Annotated in this window: 10 protein-coding genes; 3 read left to right on the top strand and 7 right to left on the bottom strand. The window is 63.9% G+C overall.

Features of this window, described 5'->3' with window-relative positions; genetic code table 11:
• Positions 1-547: 547 nt before the first annotated feature.
• From tnpA to KA184_06045, 4 genes are all read right to left on the bottom strand, one after another.
• Positions 548-1,000 (bottom strand): IS200/IS605 family transposase, encoded by a 453-nt coding sequence (gene tnpA / locus KA184_06060; GenBank protein MBP8129128.1) that lies wholly within the window; start codon positions 998-1,000, stop codon positions 548-550.
• Between the two features lie 276 nt (positions 1,001-1,276).
• Positions 1,277-2,734 (bottom strand): MBOAT family protein, encoded by a 1,458-nt coding sequence (locus tag KA184_06055; protein ID MBP8129127.1) that lies wholly within the window; start codon positions 2,732-2,734, stop codon positions 1,277-1,279.
• A 245-nt stretch (positions 2,735-2,979) separates the two neighbouring features.
• On the bottom strand, positions 2,980-6,054 hold the full coding sequence (locus KA184_06050) for a hypothetical protein (GenBank protein ID MBP8129126.1): 3,075 nt from the start codon (positions 6,052-6,054) through the stop codon (positions 2,980-2,982).
• A 345-nt stretch (positions 6,055-6,399) separates the two neighbouring features.
• Positions 6,400-7,338: an EF-hand domain-containing protein gene (locus KA184_06045; GenBank protein ID MBP8129125.1), complete on the bottom strand. Its 939-nt coding sequence runs from the start codon at positions 7,336-7,338 to the stop codon at positions 6,400-6,402.
• Between the two features lie 213 nt (positions 7,339-7,551).
• Here KA184_06045 and KA184_06040 point away from each other — a divergent pair, with 213 nt between their 5' ends.
• Together KA184_06040 and KA184_06035 are read left to right on the top strand one after the other, a co-directional pair.
• Positions 7,552-8,895 (top strand): hypothetical protein, encoded by a 1,344-nt coding sequence (locus KA184_06040; GenBank protein MBP8129124.1) that lies wholly within the window; start codon positions 7,552-7,554, stop codon positions 8,893-8,895.
• A 133-nt stretch (positions 8,896-9,028) separates the two neighbouring features.
• Complete coding sequence (locus tag KA184_06035; protein MBP8129123.1) at positions 9,029-9,964, top strand: hypothetical protein; 936 nt, start codon at positions 9,029-9,031, stop codon at positions 9,962-9,964.
• A gap of 119 nt (positions 9,965-10,083) precedes the next feature.
• Here the strand turns inward: KA184_06035 and KA184_06030 are convergent, their stop codons facing one another.
• Complete coding sequence (locus KA184_06030; protein ID MBP8129122.1) at positions 10,084-12,348, bottom strand: DEAD/DEAH box helicase; 2,265 nt, start codon at positions 12,346-12,348, stop codon at positions 10,084-10,086.
• A gap of 244 nt (positions 12,349-12,592) precedes the next feature.
• On the opposite strand from KA184_06030, the gene KA184_06025 reads away from it, so the two are divergent.
• Complete coding sequence (locus KA184_06025) at positions 12,593-14,185, top strand: FHA domain-containing protein (protein MBP8129121.1); 1,593 nt, start codon at positions 12,593-12,595, stop codon at positions 14,183-14,185.
• Between the two features lie 6 nt (positions 14,186-14,191).
• Here the strand turns inward: KA184_06025 and KA184_06020 are convergent, their stop codons facing one another.
• The gene (locus tag KA184_06020) at positions 14,192-15,523 is read right to left on the bottom strand and encodes a CCA tRNA nucleotidyltransferase (protein ID MBP8129120.1); all 1,332 of its coding nucleotides are present in this window, start codon (positions 15,521-15,523) and stop codon (positions 14,192-14,194) included.
• Positions 15,510-17,757: DUF2339 domain-containing protein (locus tag KA184_06015; protein MBP8129119.1), on the bottom strand; the 2,248-nt coding region annotated here is incomplete at its 5' end. The genes KA184_06015 and KA184_06020, both read right to left, overlap by 14 nt.

Raw genomic sequence — 17,757 nt, 5'->3', positions numbered from 1 at the left:
CGGGCCAACCCGGGGTGTCCAGGCCGGTTCAGCTAACTCTGGCAGGGGTTGGATATCCAACCCCTGCCGGGGTTGATGTGATTGGATGCTGTCTTTCCCCGGGTAGGACCGCGGACGGTCCAACCCGTGGCTATTTGTATGGGAACCTCTACCGAGGTTCAAGAAGTCCATCGGATAATGTTCCTGCGCTTCGTGTTTGCAGCTCTGGCGGGGTTGATGTGACCAGACATTGTCGTCCGCGGGCAGGACCGCGGACGGTCCAACCCGTGGTGTCCTTGGGTTTTGTGCTTTGGGCTTCCCGCCAGGGACCCCGGGGCCGTGAGATGCGGAACGCCGCCAGGGACCATGCAGGCCGTGACGTTCAAGACCACGCCAGGGAGCATGCAGACCGTGACGTTCAGAACCACGCCAGGGACCCAGTGGCGAGGTATACACAACCCCGATAGGGGTTGACATACGAATAGCCCCGGGTTGGACCGTCCTCGGGCCAACCCGGGGTGTCCAAGCCGGTTCAATTAACCCCGGCAGGGGTTGGATAAAGCAGGCGTCAACCAAGGAAGAATCGTTTGTCATATGCGACACCGTGTCGGTCGAGCAGGGCTCGGTATTCATCTTCCCAACTCATCTGTCCGTGATGCGTGGCCTGATGCACTATGTATTCACGAACCTGCTCGAGGTTGGAATAACTCACGGAGAACGCGCCATACCCCTCTTGCCACGCGAATTCGCGGAGGTCTGGCGTTTTTCCCTTTGCCCAGACGGACGAGGTTCGTTTAATCTCTTTCACGAGGTCGCTGGTCAGAATCGCCTTGCCCATGCTCACCAGCGCGTGGATGTGGTCCCGGTGGCCGCCGACCATGAGGGCACGGCAGCCCTGGTTATTGATGGCGGCGGCGAGGTAGGGATGAAGTTCCTTCTCGAACGCGGGTGAGAGGTGCGGTTGGCGGTTTTTCGTGCTGAATACGATGTGTTGGTAGACGGCGAAGTGCGTGTGGCTCATTGCCGTGCGTCCCTCTTATCCAACCCCTGCCGGGGTTGATGTGATTGGATGCTGTCTTTCCCCGGGTAGGACCGCGGACGGTCCAACCCGGGGCTATTTGTATGGGAACCTCTCACGGGAGTCGGGCAATATGTCGACTCCAGACTTGGGACGTTGCCCCGGGCTATCATGTTGAGGGCCTTCGGCCCAAACCGCGAAGACGCGATAGACCGCGCTCCGGACGATATCGTCCCCGCTGCCGGCGCGATCCTATATGTATGAACTTGTCTCATTGCCTCAAAAGATGAAGTAGATGAACGGGTTGAAGGCCTGGGTCGTCATGACCGCGACGGCGAGCAACAACATGGCCGCGCACCATGCGGTCCTCGGCCACGTGAGCCGCCGCGTGAAATCCCACGTCTGCGGCGCCAGCCACGTGACCGCCGCGGCAATCAGCACGATTCCAAGGTAATACGGCTGGTAAATCACGCCGCCGATGAGATACGCGCCGTCCTGCGCCGGTCCCAGGCCGAACATGCTCGCAAAATAGCGCAGCGCGGTATCGAGGTCCGGCGCGCGGAAGAACACCCACGCGAACGACGTGACCAGAAACGTAATCGCGATGCGCGCGGCCTTCGGCGCCCGGTAGTAGAGGCTGTGGCGGCCTTGGGCGCGCTCGAACGCGAGCATCGTCCCGTGGATGCCGCCCCAGATGACGAAGTTCCACGCCGCTCCGTGCCAGAGGCCGCCAAGCAGCATGACCAGCAGGAGGTTGACGTAGGTGCGCGCCGTGCCCTTCCGGTTGCCGCCCAGCGCGATGTAGAGGTAATCGCGCAGGAAAAACGACAGCGACAGGTGCCAGCGCCGCCAGAGTTCCGTGATGGACTGCGAGAGATACGGCGAATCGAAGTTTTTCGGGAACATGAAGCCGAGCATGAGGCCAAGCCCGACCGCCATGTCCGAGTACGCGCTGAAATCGAAATAAATCTGAAACGAATACGCGAACATGCCGTACCACGAATCGAGCGCGCCCACCGAGCCCGAATCGAAGCACATGTTCGCCACCTTGCCGCACGGGTTCGCCAGCAGAATCTTCTTGGCCAGGCCCAGGCTGAGAAACGCCATGCCGCGCGCGAATTTGTCGATGGTGTGCGTGCGCACGATCAACTGGTCCGCGACCTCGCAGAACCGGACGATCGGCCCCGCGACCAGTTGCGGGAACATGGCCACAAAGCACGCGAAGTCGATGAAGTTGCGGATGGCCTTCGCGTCGCCGCGGTACACGTCGATCGAATAACTCATCGACTGGAACGTGTAAAAACTGATCCCGAGCGGCAGCGTGACGCGGAAGAAGGTGTCCCACTCCAGATGCCCCAGCCCGAGCAGCCGCATCAGCGCGTTGTAGTTCTCCACCCCGAAATTGAAGTACTTGAAGAAACCCAACAGGCCCAGATGCACGACCACCGCCGCCGCCACCGCGCCCTTTTGCGCGCGGGTGCGCGGCCCGCCCGGTTCCAGCCGCTCGATATGTTTCGACGCCTCCCAGCCGAAGCGCTGCGCGATCATCAGGCCGCAGAGGTAATCGACCAGCGTCGAAACGAACATCAGGACCATGAAATAGGGGTTCGCCCAGCCGTAGAACGCATAGCTGAACGCCGTCAGCAGCAAATGCTTGCCGCGCCGGGGCATCAGGTAGTAAAGCCCCAGCGTCACCGGCAAGAAATAGAACAAGAATAGATGTGAACTGAATACCATGCCTGCAGCCTCGGGGCACGAATATATCACACCGGCCAATGCCCCCAAAATCGCGCCGGAAGCCGCTCTGCGCCGGGATCGAGCTGGTCTCGATGGACCGCCGCTGACCTCCCTGACCGTTGGGCAAAAAGCCGATTCCCGCGCACGGCGTGGTCCGGTCAGCAGCCAAGGCGGCTCGTCGGCCCAGCGCGGCCAGCGCATCGGCGCCCCCCAATGCGGGAGTCAAAGCCGGGCATTGCGACGGTTCAGTTCCGGTGTGTCAGCAATTGACCGGGGCCTGGCCGGTCGAGCCGGTAGGTGTAGTCGGGCCACAAGGGGCAATTCAGGTCGATCCAGGTCTTTACGGCGCGCATGTCGTCCCGGCTCAGAGTGACGTCCTTGTGGTCCTGGTCCTCGAGGACTTTCCAGAGGCGGCTTTGGAGTGTTCCGAACGAGAGCGGCTCGGCCTTGAACGGCCGCATGCCGTACGTGTAGTCGAAGAAGTGAATCCATCCGCCCGCGATGAGGGACCGGTAGGAAGCCGGAATGCGTTCTTTGTCGCGTTTTCCGCGCAGGTCGGGGCGCGCCCCGAGCCACCCGCCGTCGTGACACCGGACGCAATTGCGGTCCCATACGGGTTGCACGACTTCTTCATAGGAAAAAGGCACGGCGCCCCAGGGCGGCGGCTCCAGACGCGCGGCGGGCTGCCGCAGGGCCTGCCGCTGGCCGAAAACGGGCGAGGTGGTCTGGCGGTCTTCATGGCAGCCGATGCAACTGCGCGCCTCGCCGGGCTGCAGCTGAATGACGCTGCGCATCCGCTGGAGTTCGTTGAAGTCCGCGTCGAGCAACTGGAAATAGAGCTGCCTGCCCGCGGGGGCCAGGAAATTCGCGGAGCCGTCTTCCGCGACGGGCGCCACGCCATAGGAGCGCTTCGCCTCGTATGCGGGCCAGCTCGCGTCCTCGGTTACGCGGTAGAGGCCGTCTCCCACCGCTTCTATCTTCTTGGACCAGTCGTGATTCGTCCTTACAGGCCCAACCGATGCGTTAGCCGTGCGGGTGAGATAACTGTTCACATGGCCTTGTACGAGATGGATCGGCGAGGCGTAGAAATCCTGGAAGGGGGGATGGTCTTTCCGGCATTCGCCGTTGGCAAGCAATTCCAGGTCGGCGGGGACTTCCTCGACAACACGGACGTACTTGACGCGGCCGCGCTCGACTTCCGCCCCCAGACCTGCGTAGACGTCCTGAATGGTGAAACGCCCCAATTGCTCTTTGGCGAGATGTTCGTCAATTCCGCTTGCCAGGACCGGCGGGCGCGGGCGAGGCCGCAACAGGGTCGGCCCCGTGCTGCTGATCTCGGGGTCGATATACAGCAATTCCCGGTTGCCGTAGCGGTCGATGACGTACAGGCCCCAATTGTGGTGATTGTCCGGGTTGTGGGTGACGAGAAAATGGTCGCTGGACACGGGATACGGGTCCCGGAACGTGTCGAAATAGCTGCGGTCCATCTGGTAGCACGGATGCGTGTCCGGCGTAATGTTGGTGATGGCGTCCGTGTCGAAAGGCCCTCTGCCCCGGTCAATCAGGGCGATGGGGCCTTCATGCGCGCCATGGGACATCAACGTGCACACAATCTCGCTGGTTCCCGGCACCTCGTGCGCCTGGCTGTAGCAATTGGGCGTGTTGTTGCCGAACAGCAGCGCGGGATGGGTTCCGTCGGGGCGGATGGTCCAGAGCGTGTGGCTGAAGTCCGCGCCTTTGTCGATGTACTCGGAGCGCGTCCAGAGAATGAGGCCGTCGCTCATCACGGACGGCTTCCACTCGCTCAGATTGGCGTGGGAAAGCCGTGACAGATTCGTGCCGTCCCGCTCCATGCGGTAGAGCACATACGCCTGCGGCCGCCAGCAGAGGAAACGCAGCGCACACCGCGTGGAGATGAACGCCACGCCGCCGTCGGGCAGGACGGTCGCGTCGAAGTCGTGAAACGGGCCTTCGGTGAGCCGCCGCACTTCGCCGCTGTTCAAGGAAAGCGCATACAGGTGCCAGTACGAGTCCCATCCGGCAACCTCTGGAATCTCCGGGCGATATGCGAAGTAGACGGTCTGCGCCTCATAATCCAGCACCGGCTCGCGGACGATGCCCGCGCTGCCGTCGAACAGTTGTTCGACCTCGGCCGCGTCCGGGAGCAGGCCGCCCTGCCCGTCGCGGGGGACGTGCAGCGCATAGACGCCGCCGCCGGGTTCAAGACAACCGTCCAGGTGCTCGCTGTAGTTGTGCGATTCCAGGAAAGGATGCCGCTTGGCGAACAGCACATGCTCCAGGGGCGCCAGCGAGGGGTCGCGGAAGAACAAGCGCCGCTTGGCCCAGCGGGCTGCGAAGTAGAGGTCGTCGCCGGATTCCGCGCCGGAGTCCGCAGCCGCCTGGAATTGGGCCAACTCCTGCCGCTCCGTGTCAACGTTCAGCCCCTGCTTTTCGAGCCGGTCGATCATGTCCGCGTAGAGCGTCAGAACCCGGTCCAACGGCGACAGGCGCGCGATGCGCCCCCAATAGGGTGCGCCGCCCAGATAAGCCGGTCGGTCCGTCAGCAGCGGCGACAGGTAATCGTCGTCTGGAATCCGGCTCCACGTATCGCGTTCGCGCAGAAAAGCGTATTGCAGTACGCCATGCCAGCTCTTTTCCGGCAGCCGGTCCACCCGCAAACAGGGCATCAGGTCAAACTGGCTTAACGGGTTGCGCCGACGAGGCAATAGCGGCGCGGAGTCTAACGCTCCCACCTGCTGCCAGTCCGTTCCATCGAGCGACAACAGTACTTGCGCTTGGGCGGCTATGCGGTCTTGAAATTCACCCAGCCGGTCCCGAGAAACCACCACACGAGTCACTTCCGCCGCTTCCGGCAATTCAATCTGCGCCCAGCCTTCTCCGAGCGTGGCGGCTATCCAGCTATGGGAATTGCCATACTGGCCATCGTTCAAGTGGTTCACGGCGTGGATCGCATACCCGGGCAGGAGCGACGACGCGCTTGCCGCGGCCCCGCGGGACGCAAGGGCCAGATTCTCTGTGCCGTTGGGACCGTATACCTCCAATTCATCCAGGCACGGCTCCGAGTTTCCACTGGTCCTCTCGATGACCAGCCGCACAAAACGGGCTTTTTGAGCGGGGAATTCAATCACGGCCGTGCGTTGTTGTTCACCGCCGGCTGAAACGCGCGTCACTTTCTCCGCGAATTCTTCCGCCACGGGACGGCGCGCGGTTGGCGTCGCCCCCGCTGGCAGGTCCGCCTGGCCGGGCGCGGCCATCAGCGCGGAAGCATACACGGCAAAAAAGACGGATACGGCAACCATGGTCCGGCCTCTATATGAGAGTTTTTTCGATTATCATGCTTGCAGCCGGCGCAAATCAAAAGGCTTGCCAATTGGGAGCGCTTCAGACGGCGGGTATTGCCTGGCGGGGTGACGACTGAACGATGTCGCAGGCTTCCACCGGACCCCCGAAGTCATGGGGGCGGAAGGTGACGTATCGACGCCGGCCACGCGGAGCATCTTACCGATGGTCTTGCCCGTGGCACGGGCTTCCGCACGGGAGGAACGCTCGTGCCACGAGGCTTGCGTATATCACCCTTGACGCACAGGGCGCGCGGGGTTATCCGCGCGCCCTGTAATAGCAGGCGTATACTTCAGCTGGGCCGGTTACGGCGCCGGTTTGCCGCGGTCCGCCTCAGTCAACACGCCATCGTCGTTCCGGTCGAGTTTCTCGAAACGGCCTTCCTTTGCCTTCGGGAATGCCGCTTTGAATTCGTCGGGGGTTACCTGGCCGTCGTTGTCCGTATCCGCCTTGCGCAAGCGCTCGACCAGGCTGGCGGCATGCCGCAGCTTCTCAGGCCGGGACTTGCCTGTTTTCTGGTCCAGGGCCGCGGGAGGCGCGCCCTTGGGCGCATCCGCGGGCGAGAGCGCGCCGTCGCCATTCCGGTCCAGGCGTCCAAAGACCTGTTCGGGCGCATGCGGAAACGCAGCCTTCCATTCTTCGGGCGTCACTTTGCCGTCTTCATCCTTATCGGCGGCGCGGATGCGCTCGACGGGCGGCCCCTGGGGCCTTCCCTCCGGCCCCCCTTTGGGCAAATCCGCGCTGCTGAGCATGCCGTCGCCGTTCCGGTCCCTGCGCTTGAACGCATCTTCCGGCGCGCCGGGGAACGCCGCACGGAACTCCTCGGGCGAGACTTGCCGGTCGTCATTCTTGTCCGCGGCGCGGATGCGCGCGACATCGGGGCGCAGCGCGTGACCACGCGGGCTGCGTCCGCCCGGGGCGGCTTCGCCGCGCGGGCCGTGCGGGCCGCGCTGATCGTGCAGGGGCCGGTCTGCCGGCGACAACACGCCGTCGTTGTTCTGGTCCATCCTTTCAAACTGGTCCTTGGGGAAGTCCGGCTTGACGGCGGTCAGTTCTTCAAACGTGATTTGCCGGTCCTTGTTTTTGTCGGCCTGCACGAACAGGTCACGCATAGGTCCGGGGCCGTGACCGCGGCCTTGGGCAGGGCCGGCGCAATCAGGCGGCGCGGGCGGCTGCGCAGCGGCATAGCTGAATCCGGCGGCAGCTGCCGCGGCAACCAGAGCAAAGGTTATCCACTTTTTCATCGTGCCGGCTCCTTCTCTGCGCGGCCATCTGCCGCCGCGCGGTTGTTTTCGGCTATCTTGCGGGACAGCCAGGCATTCACAAGATGAAACACCAGGATGGCGCGTGGGTTCCGCGGGCCACCCCCCCGTGAATGTGCCGCCGTCTCGTTGAACGGAGGTCGCGCCGCCGTTAAAATCACGCCCCCAACCAAGCGGCAACGGGTGGCAGGTGAAATGAGCGTAGATATCGCCAGCGTACGGACCCGGTTTCATGAAGTATTTCCCACGGGCGGCGCGCCGCGCATCTGCCGTGCGCCGGGTCGCATCAACCTGATCGGCGAGCACACGGATTACAATGGGCTGCCGGTCCTGCCCATGACGGTGGACCGGGAGATTGTCGTCGCCTTCCGGCCGCGGCCCGACGGCATCATCCAATTGCGCGACATGAACCCCAACTACGGCGAGGCCGTCTTTGCAAATGCCCTGCGGATCCCCGCGTCCGCCGCGGGTTCCTGGGAGAATTACTGCAAGGCGGCGGTCTCGGGGCTGAATCGTGCCCTGTCGCTGGACCCGTGCCGCGGGATGGACGCGCTGGTGGCGAACGACTTGCCCATCGCGGCGGGTCTCGCTTCGTCTTCCGCGCTTGTCGTGGCGTGCGCGCTGGCCTATCTCGCCGCGCAAGGACGGGACCTCGACGGCGACGTGGGGCGGCTGCCGCTGGCGGAGTTGCTCGCGGAAGCCGAACACTACGTCGGCACGCGGGGTGGCGGCATGGACCAGGCCGCGATCCTCGGGGGTCGCGCGGCGCACGCCTGCAAGATCGATTTTCACCCGCTGCGCATCGAAATGGCGCCGCTCCTCGAGGATTATGCCGTCGTCGTCTGCGACTCGACGGTGAAAGTGGAGAAAGGCGGCGCAGCGCGCAACCGGTACAATGCCGGACCAGGCCTCTGCGGCTTGATCACCGCTCTGGTCGAGAAACAGCTTCAGGCGGAGATCGACGAAGAGGTGGAAATCAACCGCTTGGGCGACCTTTTTCACGGCGCCCTTTGCCTGACCGCCCGGGAAGCGCTCGACCTGTGTTCTCACGCTCTGCCGGAGCCTTGCACGACGCTCGATGCCGCCGCGAAGCGGCTGAAAGTCAAGCCGGATGCGGTCCGCGAACGGTGGGTCGGCGACCTGCCGGAACCGCCCGAAGGGTTTCCTCTGCAAGCGCGGCTGCGGCATCAGTTGACCGAGTACGAACGCGTCGAGCGCGCCCGCGACGCGCTGCTGGCCGGCGACGGCGGGGAACTGGGGCGCCTCATGAACGCGTCGCACGAGAGTTGCGCCAAAGACTACGGCATCAGTTGCCCTGAACTGGATCGGCTGGTGGGCATCGCGCGGCGGGCTGGCGCGGCGGGGGCGCGCCTGACGGGGGCGGGATTCGGCGGCGCAACGGTCAATCTGGTTCCCTCAGACTGCGTAGACCGGTTTATTGCGGCGGTTACACGCGAGTATTACCACGGTTTTCTGGAGTGGCCGGGGGAGCCGCCGTTGTTTATCGCGCGCGCCGTGGACGGGGCCGGCTACGCCTGACGCCGAACACGACAAGGGGCATGCCGGGGTCCAGTCAGGGGTCTTGTCATTATTCGCATTCCCAGATATAATTAACCCCAGGCAGATGGGCGGACTGACGGCGTGGCGAGACGTGTCGCTGGAGACGGCTGTCATGAGATGTGCCTATCATATCCTGCGCGAAGCGGTGGGGTACTGCTGCGTCTGCGGCGAGTTCGGCTGTGCGGACTGCTTGACGGAGCACGAGAAGAAGTATTACTGCCAGAAGCACTACAAGCCGATTGCCGATGAGAAGGCCCAACAGAAACGGCGCACGGACCTGAAACGGCGCGTGCACCGCCAACGTCTGGTGGCCCGGATGCAGTCGGGCGAGGTCTATCGGGGTTTCTGCTATCACCTGAACACGGAAGAACCTGGTTTCTATCTCGACCTTGTGGACGACGCGGACGAACTCACCGGCGAACGGCGCATGATCCCATTCGCGGAGATGAAAGCCCTCTTCTATGTGAAAAGCTTCGACGGCAAGTTCGACAGGAACCAGGATTACAGCGAGTGGAGCCCGCAAGGCGCCGAGGTGGTGGTGCAATTTCGCGATGGCGAGACGATGCAGGGGTTTGCCTTGAATCCTTACCAGGAGGGTCAGGCGCGTTTCTATGTGATTCCGGGAGACCCAAACTCCAACGAAATCAGCGTGCTCGTCGAAGCATCGGCGGCCGTGGGGGTTTACACTCCAGAGGAATTCAAGAACCGGCAAAAGGCGGAAATGGCCGCTTTCGTGCGGGAGCATGCGCAGGAAGGACTCTCGCAGGACGAGTTGATCGGGGACTACTATTTCACCCGCCACGCTTACCACCGGGCGTCGCACTGTTACCGGGCCGTACTGGAGCGCATGCCCGGGGAAGCCAGGGTCATCAGGAAGGTCGCGTCCGCTGAATATAACATTGGCGTACGGCACGTGCGGGAGCACGAGTACAGCCATGCGCTGCGATGCATGGAGACCGTGATCCGTCTCGTTCCCGAAGACGACAAGGTGGCGCAGAAGGCGCGTCAGATCCGGGAACGCATCCGTTCCGTAAAACATTCAAAGTAGGCGGCCCGTGGCGTGTGCCGGGCCGAAGTCGGGATGGGCCCCGAGAGGGCGCGCCTGCAGGGCCCCGGGGGCATACGCGAACGGACACACACGACCGCGCGCCTGGAGGCGGGGACAGCTTACTGCAGGGCGGCGCGGGCGAGCAGAAGAGCCCCTTTCTTGCCGTGCGTGCCCGCTTCGAGCGCCGCGCCGACACAACTGGGGCAGCCTTCCCTGCATTTGCAGCCGCTGAGCAGGGAAACGGCGGCTTCCAGCAGGCGCTGGTGGTGAGTGTACAGCTTTTCGCTGAAACCGACGCCGCCGGGATACGTCTCGTAGAGGTAAATGGTGGGCAGGTCGGAGAAGGGGGAGCGCAGCATGGCTTGGGCGCGGATATCCGTGAGGTCACATAACACCTGAACGGGCGAGACCTGCCGCAGCGTGTTGGCGAGCGCGTGCAGGGCCTCGCCCAGTTCCTTCTGGCCGATATCGAAACGTTTGCCGATGTCATCGGGGAACTGGAGCCAGTAGCCGGTGGTGTGCATGGTGGATTCGGGCAAATGGATTTCGCCCCACCCCACGTTTTCATGGCTGCCGAATTTGATTTTCTTGTAGATGGTGGGGAGCCACGTGACGCTCAGTTCGCCATGGCATCGTTCCACCTCGCCAGTGCGCGCCTGCTCGAAGGTGTCCAGCACCTTCAAGTCGACTTTGATTTCGGCGTCGGTGTAATAGTCGATCTCGACCGGCCGCGCATAGGCTTTGCGGTCCGCCAGGTCGAGGTTGTCGATGGTGTACTGCTGGCTCTCGTGCATGTAGATGGCGTTTTGATATACCTCGACGGGCGCCGAAAACAGGTCCACCTCACCGATGACGCGTCCGTTGTCGGTCGTGTCGAGAATCACGACGTTGCCCGGGGCCGCGGTGCGCAGGCTGATGTCTTCCGCGGGATAGGCGTCGGCGCTCCAGTGCCACTTGTTGCGCACCTTTCGCAGCACGCCCTGCTCGGCAAGATAGTCGAGGATTTCGCGGGTGGACGCGGCGTCGAAACCGAACGCTTCCCCCTCGACGAAGGGGAGTTCAAAAGCCGCGCACTTGAGGTGGCTGGTGGCGATGATGAGGTTGTTCGGGTCGACCGTCGCGCTTTCAGGAGACTGGCCGAAGAAATAGTCGGGGTTACTGATGATGTATTGGTCGAGCGGTGCGCTGGTCGCGACGAGAATCACCAGGGACATGCCGGTCCGGCGGCCGGCGCGGCCCGCCTGCTGCCACGTGCTGGCGACGCTGCCGGCGTAGCCGGTCATGATGCATACGTCGAGGGACCCGATGTCGATACCCAGCTCGAGCGCGTTGGTGCTGACGACGGCCATGACCCGGCCCTCGCGCAGGCCGCGTTCGATTTCGCGGCGTTCGGTCGGCAGATAGCCGCCGCGGTAGCCGCGCACGAGATTCGGGTCCTTGTGCTGGCGGCGCAGCGCGTCTTTCAGATAGGTGGTCAGAATTTCGACGCGGAGCCTGCTCCGCGCGAAGACGATGGACTGCACGTCGCGGTTCAGGAACTGCATGGCGAGGCGCGTGGCCACCTTGACCGACGACTTGCGAATACCCAGTTCCGCATTGACCACCGGCGGATTGAAGAAGATGAAGTGCTTTTCGCCCGCGGGCGCGCCGTTGTCGTCGATGAGTCGAACCGGTTTCTCGATTATCTTTTCGGCGATCTCTTTCGGGTTGGCGATGGTCGCGCTGCAGCAAATGAACTTCGGATTGGAGCCATAGAACGCGCAGATGCGCTTGAGCCGGCGCAACACATTCGCGAGATGGCTGCCGAATACGCCGCGGTAGTGGTGCACTTCGTCAATCACGATGAATTCCAGGTTTTCGAAGAGCCGGATCCAGATGGTGTGATGCGGCAGGATGCCCGTGTGCAGCATGTCCGGGTTGGTCACCACGATATGGCCCGCGCTCCGGATAGCCTTGCGCGCCGTTGCGGGCGTATCGCCGTCGAACGTGTACGCGCCGATCTTGACTTCGAGCGTATCGACGACCGACTGGAGCTCATGGACCTGGTCCTGCGACAGCGCCTTGGTGGGGAAGAGGTACAGGGCGCGCGCCTGGCTGTTCTGCAGGAGACGGTGCAGGACGGGGATGTTGTAACAGAGCGTCTTGCCCGACGCGGTCGGCGTGACCACGCATACGTTTTCGCCGTCGAGCACGGCCTCGACCGCCTCGCGCTGGTGCGTATAGAGGTCGTGAACGCCTTGCCGGCGCAACCCTTCGACGAGCCGCGGGTCGAGCGCGCCCGGGAATCCCGCGAAGCGCGCGGGACGCGCGGGGATCACGCGCCACGGGACACCGCGGAACTCGCGGTCAGCACGCAGACGGTCGATAATCTGGGCGGCGTTCATTGCATTCGGCTCCGAAAAACCTGAATGTATCATCAGTAGAATGGTGACGCAAGCTCCGGCTCCGGGCGGCCATTTTGCTCGAGTACCCAACTTTTCTTATGATGTCGGCCAGGAGATGAAAAGGTGCAATGGGTCATTACGGGAGCCGGGGCGGTTCCAGTTGGAGGTGCTGCCTGAAGTTGCGTGCAGAACCTGCGCGGAAAGTAACGCCGGATAGCTGTAATTCGCAGGGAGCAATACCGACATGCATGCATACGAGCTTGTGCTGAACCGCGAAGGAGCGGTAGGCCGCAGGTACCGGATTACGCCTGGCGGGCTGCTGATCGGCCGCGCGCCTGAATCGGATATTGTGCTTCAGGACCAGATGGTGTCCCGGCGGCATGCGCGCGTCTGGGTCGACGGTGAAACCGTTCGCGTGCAGGATCTGGGTTCTCGCAACGGCATCGAGGTGAACGGGGCGGAAACAAAAGAAAGCGTCCTGCAGAGCGGCGACACGCTGCGCGTGGCCAACTACCTGTTCGGGTTGGCGCGGTATTCCGATTCAACCATGGACCAGACGGTTATCAGCTTCGAGGAGGCGGCGGAGCTGTGCAATGACCTCTCGCCGGACAAGGTGGCGGAGCGGCTGCCCGTGCTGTACCGGGCCGCTCGCCTGCTGGGCTCGGTCTTCGATGTGGACGAGCTGTTGCAGAAGATCCTGGCGTTGATTTTCGAGGCGCTGCCGGTCCGGCGCGGCTTCATCCTCGTGAAAGACCCGCGCAGCAACGACCTGTGCGTGCGCGCAAGCCTCATGCGGGAAGGGCGCCAGGAAGGCCCGCCGATGAGTCACACCCTGGTCGAGCACGTCATGCGCGAGCGTCAGGGCATCATGACCGTCGACGCTCAGGACGATGCCCGGTTCGAGGGCGCGATGAGCGTCATGGGCCACCAGATCCACGCCGCGATGTGCGCGCCGCTGTGCGGGCGCGAGTCGGTCGCGGGCGCTATCTACGTGGACTCGGGCTCGACGGGCAAGCGGTTCCAGGCGAGCGACCTGGAGCTGTTGACGGCCGTGGCGCACGTAGTGGGCGTGGCCGTGGAGAATGCGCGGCTCTATCAGGAGAAAGTCGAGCAGGAAAAGCTTGCCGCTATCGGGCAGGCGACGGCCGGGCTGGGCCATTGCATGAAGAACATCCTGACCGGTATTCGCGGCGGGGCCGAATACGTGGACATGTCGATCAAGAACGACGACATCAGCTACGTGAAGCGGGCGTGGCCGATTATGGCGCGGGCCATCCAGCGGATCGACATGCTGGTCATGAATCTGCTCACGTTCTCGCGCGACCGGGCGCCGGAACGACTCATGACCGACCTGAATTCACTGACCCGGGATGTTCTCGAGGTGGTGCGGGCGCGCGCCGAGAAGTACAAGATCGCCGTGGCGTTCCGTGCTGAAGAACCCTGCATGGCGCACGTGGACGCGCAGCACATCTACCGAGTCCTGCTCAACCTGGTCACCAACGCGCTGGATGCGTGCGAGGAAGAAGGCGGGACCGTTTCCGTTGCGTGCCGCCGCGAGGGAAATGGCTGTTACATTGAAGTGCAGGATTCCGGGCGGGGCATTCCCCCGGAGATTATGAGCCGTCTTGGTCAGGCCTTCGTCAGTTCAAAAGGCTCCGCGGGCACGGGGCTCGGGCTTGCCGTGAGCTTCAAGATTGTGCGGGAACACGGCGGTGACATCGAGGTCGAGAGCGAACCCGGCAAGGGCGCGCGGTTCTCGGTGTTCCTGCCCTTTGTCGCGGCGGATGCGGGCGCGCGGCGGCGCACGGAGTTCGTACAAGGCGAGGGCGGCGCCTGAGCAGGCTTACGGGGTCGGCGGCCCGTTGGCATCAAGCGGCCAACGCGAGAGCACGAAGGCGCGGGCGGATTCCGGCGTCTCGATTGTGCCTTCCAGTTGCGCATCTTCGACGGAGCGGAGCATCCGCGAGAAGTGAGGTCCGGGCGAGTATCCCAATTCGATGAGGTCGCGCCCGTTCAGCAGTGGTTTTGGCCGGAGCTGCCGTTCGTCGAGGCCCGCCTTGTAACGCTGGATCCACTCAATCCTGCTCGCATCGCGATGGCTGGAGATGCAGTCCAGTCGGCACAATTCGAGCAACTCGTCGAAGCCGGGTTCGCGCACGAAACGGCGCCGCCGGCTTTCCCGCATCTTGGGAATCGACGAGACGCGCATGTGCTGGCCCACGAGCCACGAAATGCGTTTGGTGTCGTCCGCCGAAAAGCGCAAGCGGCCGCACACGCGCTCGGCAATATGCGCGCCTACCTTGTCGTGCAGGTTGAAGCGGATGCGATCTTCGAAGGTCTGCGTTTCAGGTTTCCCCGCGTCGTGCAGCAGCGCGCTCATGGCAAGCGTGGGCGTGGGGTTTTTGAATTGTTCCAGCATGAGCAGGGTGTGCGTGAACACGTCGCCTTCGGGGTGAAATTGCGGCGGCTGCGCGACGTCTTTCATGCGCGCGACTTCGGGGAGGACGTGTCCGAGCAGCCCCGCTGCGTCCATCAACTCGAAGGCGCGCCGCGCGCCGCCTTCCGTCAGTATCTTGAGCAATTCGTCGCGAATCCGTTCCGCGCTCGTCTTGAGGATCAACGGTGCCCTGGCCTTGATGGCTTCGAGCGTTACCGGATCGATTACATAACCAAGCCGCGCGGCGAACCGCACGGCGCGCAGCAGGCGCAGGTGGTCTTCTTCAAAACGCTCTTCGGGGTTGCCAACGGCGCGAATGACGCCCGCGCGCAGGTCGCGGACACCGTCGACGTAATCGACAATCGCGCCGGTCTCGGGGTCCCAGAAGAGCGCGTTGATCGTGAAATCACGGCGCTGCGCGTCTTCCTGCTCCGAGGCGAGGGTCACGTAGTCCGGGTGCCGCCCGTCGAGATAAGGGCCGTCCCGGCGGAAGCTTGCGACCTCGAACCGGCCCTCCGGCCGCATGACCATGAGCACGCCGAAGGCCTTGCCCACTTCGATGGTCTTCTGAAAAAGGCCGAGCATGTCCGCCACATGCGCGTCCGTCGCGATGTCGAAGTCCTTGGGCTCGACACCGAGCAGGCGATCGCGCACGCAGCCGCCGGCAAACAGGGCCCGAAAGCCGCGCGCGCGCAGTTGCGCGCAAATCTCTCTCGCACCTGTTTCAAGGGGATTCATCGCGCGGCGCTCCTTTGTTTCCGGCGCCTCCAGAACCGGCCTGATGGCGCGTCCGGACGCGTGAATACACGCCGGACACCGCGAGCAACACCATGCCGGACGCGCCGAAGGTGACCACCTGTTCGAGAGGGGACAAATCGCGCGTCAGGGTAAACGCGCGCGCCACCGTCACGGCGAAGAAAAAGAGCGCGGCCCAGCGGTAGCGGCTTTCGCGAAAGAGCAGGCCGAGCAGCATCAGGACGACTGCGGCGAGGAGCAGCCCGAGGATCAGCATGTGCCGCTCTTTCCAGGCGTGGATTCCCAGGATCCCCGTTACGGCAATCACGGCCGCGAGCGTGCTCCGCAGCCCGTTCCAGACTTGCCGCGCCGGCGTCGCGTCGCGCTGGAACAGGAACTGCACGCGCTCCGCCGCAACGAGGCACCCGAAAAGGGCCAGGAACGGCAGGGGGAAGAGGCCGCGCGCGACGTCTGGCGCACCGTAGAGCGTCTGATAGAACCTGAGAAGGCCGAAACCGAGCGCAAACACGCCGGATGTCTTCAATGCGGGCAGACGGATGAGATATCCCGCCAGGAGCAGAAGCACGCCCAGCGCTGCTTGCGCGGACGGCGCCTGAAACGCGGGGAGCGTCTGGCCGCAGAGCATGGCGAGCATGAGCGTCGCCGCGAGATAGGGTACGGCGGCCGTGACGTGATGCGACCAGTCCACTTCGCCAAGGCGGCGCAGATAACGCTCCCAGAAGAAGGCGCCGAGGAATGTGTAGAGGGCGAGCGCGGCGGTGAAGGCCTCAAAATGAGCCTGTTGGCGGAAGCCCGGGAGGGGCAACGCGAGGAATACGTGAAAGCTCACGTGCGCTGCGGCCAGGAGCAGGGCGCTGGCCGCCTCGACGGGACGCGCGCGCAAGAGCAACCCGGCCCCGGCCATGCACGCGGCCTCGACCCCCAGCAGATAGGGGAGGAACGGCGTGCCGCTTGCCTCGGTGACCGTTACGGCAAGCACGACCAGCGCGGCGGCGGTGGCATAGAGCGTCGTCAGCGTGCCGGGCTGGATATCGAGGAAGGTGCCTCCAAACAGCATCGGTCCCCGCTTCGCCGCGGACGGCGCGGCGGCCCGCTCATAATCGAACAAGCGCGCGCACAGCACGAACAGGACCGCCACGCCCGCCGCTGCAAACCAGGGAGCGGGCACGGGCACCGGCGCGATGACGACGATACCGGTGAAACGCACGGCGAACACGGCGGCGAACGTGATTACCAACAGCAGCAGTGACGCGATGGCCTTGTATGCGACAACCCCCGTCAGGCGGAACGCGGCCGCGAGCACGAGGCTCTCGGCCGCCAGCGCGACGGCGATGACCGGCGCGCTGAACCGGGCTTCGATGGCCAGCGCCAGCAGAACGGCCGCTTTGACGGCGTACAGCTGATAGAGATAGTAGCGCCGCGGACCCGATGCGGCGAGGATACACGCAAATCCAGTCAAGACGGCGGCCAAGACCGCGCGGAAATGCCAGAGATACTCCGGATAGGCCTTTCCCAGCGCCGACGACATGAACAGGTAATACGCGATTGTGTTCAGGAGCGCGAGCATTGCCGTGCGGCGGCGCGAATCGAACATGGCGCCCGCGCAAAACAGCAGGTAGACGACGCTGAGAAAGCCGGCGGGAGCCCAGAAGCGCAGCGGTGCATCCGGCGATGCCTGCGCCGGTCCGTCCGAGAAGAACAGGGCATAGGCCGTGTAGGCGCCCGCGACGGAAGCCCACGAAAGGAACGTCCATCCGTTCACGGCAAAGACCATCAGCATCGTTGCGGCCAAGAGCGCGCACGCGGCCATGGCGTAGAAGAATTCGGCAATGGCGGGGTTGCCCGTTGCACTTAGCGCGACGGTGTAGTACGCCAGAAAGACGCCGACCCCGGCGACGGCCTGGCTGCGCGTGGCTTGCGCGGCCCACGCGAACGCGAGAAGACACCCGGCGAGCAGGGGAAACGCCAGCGCCGGATTGCCAAGCGCGGGGACACGCACTTGCGCGAGGAAGCACGCGGCGTAGGTGGTGAAGTACAGGCTGGCCAGTCCGCCCGCCAGCAGGGCTTGCGCATAGGCGGGGTAACGTCCGCGCAGATAGGTGCCGGCGAGGATAAGGCACGCGGCGGCTGCGTAACCGGCCAGGAGTTTTGCCGCCGGCTCGATCTCATTGGAATACAGCGTGGCCCGCGCGGCCAGCGCAAAGGCGGTCATGATG

The organism is Candidatus Hydrogenedentota bacterium, from assembly GCA_018005585.1.
Classification (GTDB): domain Bacteria; phylum Hydrogenedentota; class Hydrogenedentia; order Hydrogenedentales; family JAGMZX01; genus JAGMZX01.
This window is presented reverse-complemented; position numbering and strand designations above follow the sequence as displayed.

What these genes read in the sequence shown, in the direction of transcription:
- KA184_06035 (MBP8129123.1), top strand. Translation starts at nt 9,029, where the DNA reads ATGAGATGTGCCTATCATATCCTGCGCGAAGCGGTGGGGTACTGCTGC.
- KA184_06020 (MBP8129120.1), bottom strand. Translation starts at nt 15,523, where the DNA reads ATGAATCCCCTTGAAACAGGTGCGAGAGAGATTTGCGCGCAACTGCGC.
- KA184_06040 (MBP8129124.1), top strand. Translation starts at nt 7,552, where the DNA reads ATGAGCGTAGATATCGCCAGCGTACGGACCCGGTTTCATGAAGTATTT.
- KA184_06030 (MBP8129122.1), bottom strand. Translation starts at nt 12,348, where the DNA reads ATGAACGCCGCCCAGATTATCGACCGTCTGCGTGCTGACCGCGAGTTC.
- KA184_06025 (MBP8129121.1), top strand. Translation starts at nt 12,593, where the DNA reads ATGCATGCATACGAGCTTGTGCTGAACCGCGAAGGAGCGGTAGGCCGC.
- KA184_06050 (MBP8129126.1), bottom strand. Translation starts at nt 6,054, where the DNA reads ATGGTTGCCGTATCCGTCTTTTTTGCCGTGTATGCTTCCGCGCTGATG.
- tnpA (MBP8129128.1), bottom strand. Translation starts at nt 1,000, where the DNA reads ATGAGCCACACGCACTTCGCCGTCTACCAACACATCGTATTCAGCACG.
- KA184_06055 (MBP8129127.1), bottom strand. Translation starts at nt 2,734, where the DNA reads ATGGTATTCAGTTCACATCTATTCTTGTTCTATTTCTTGCCGGTGACG.
- KA184_06045 (MBP8129125.1), bottom strand. Translation starts at nt 7,338, where the DNA reads ATGAAAAAGTGGATAACCTTTGCTCTGGTTGCCGCGGCAGCTGCCGCC.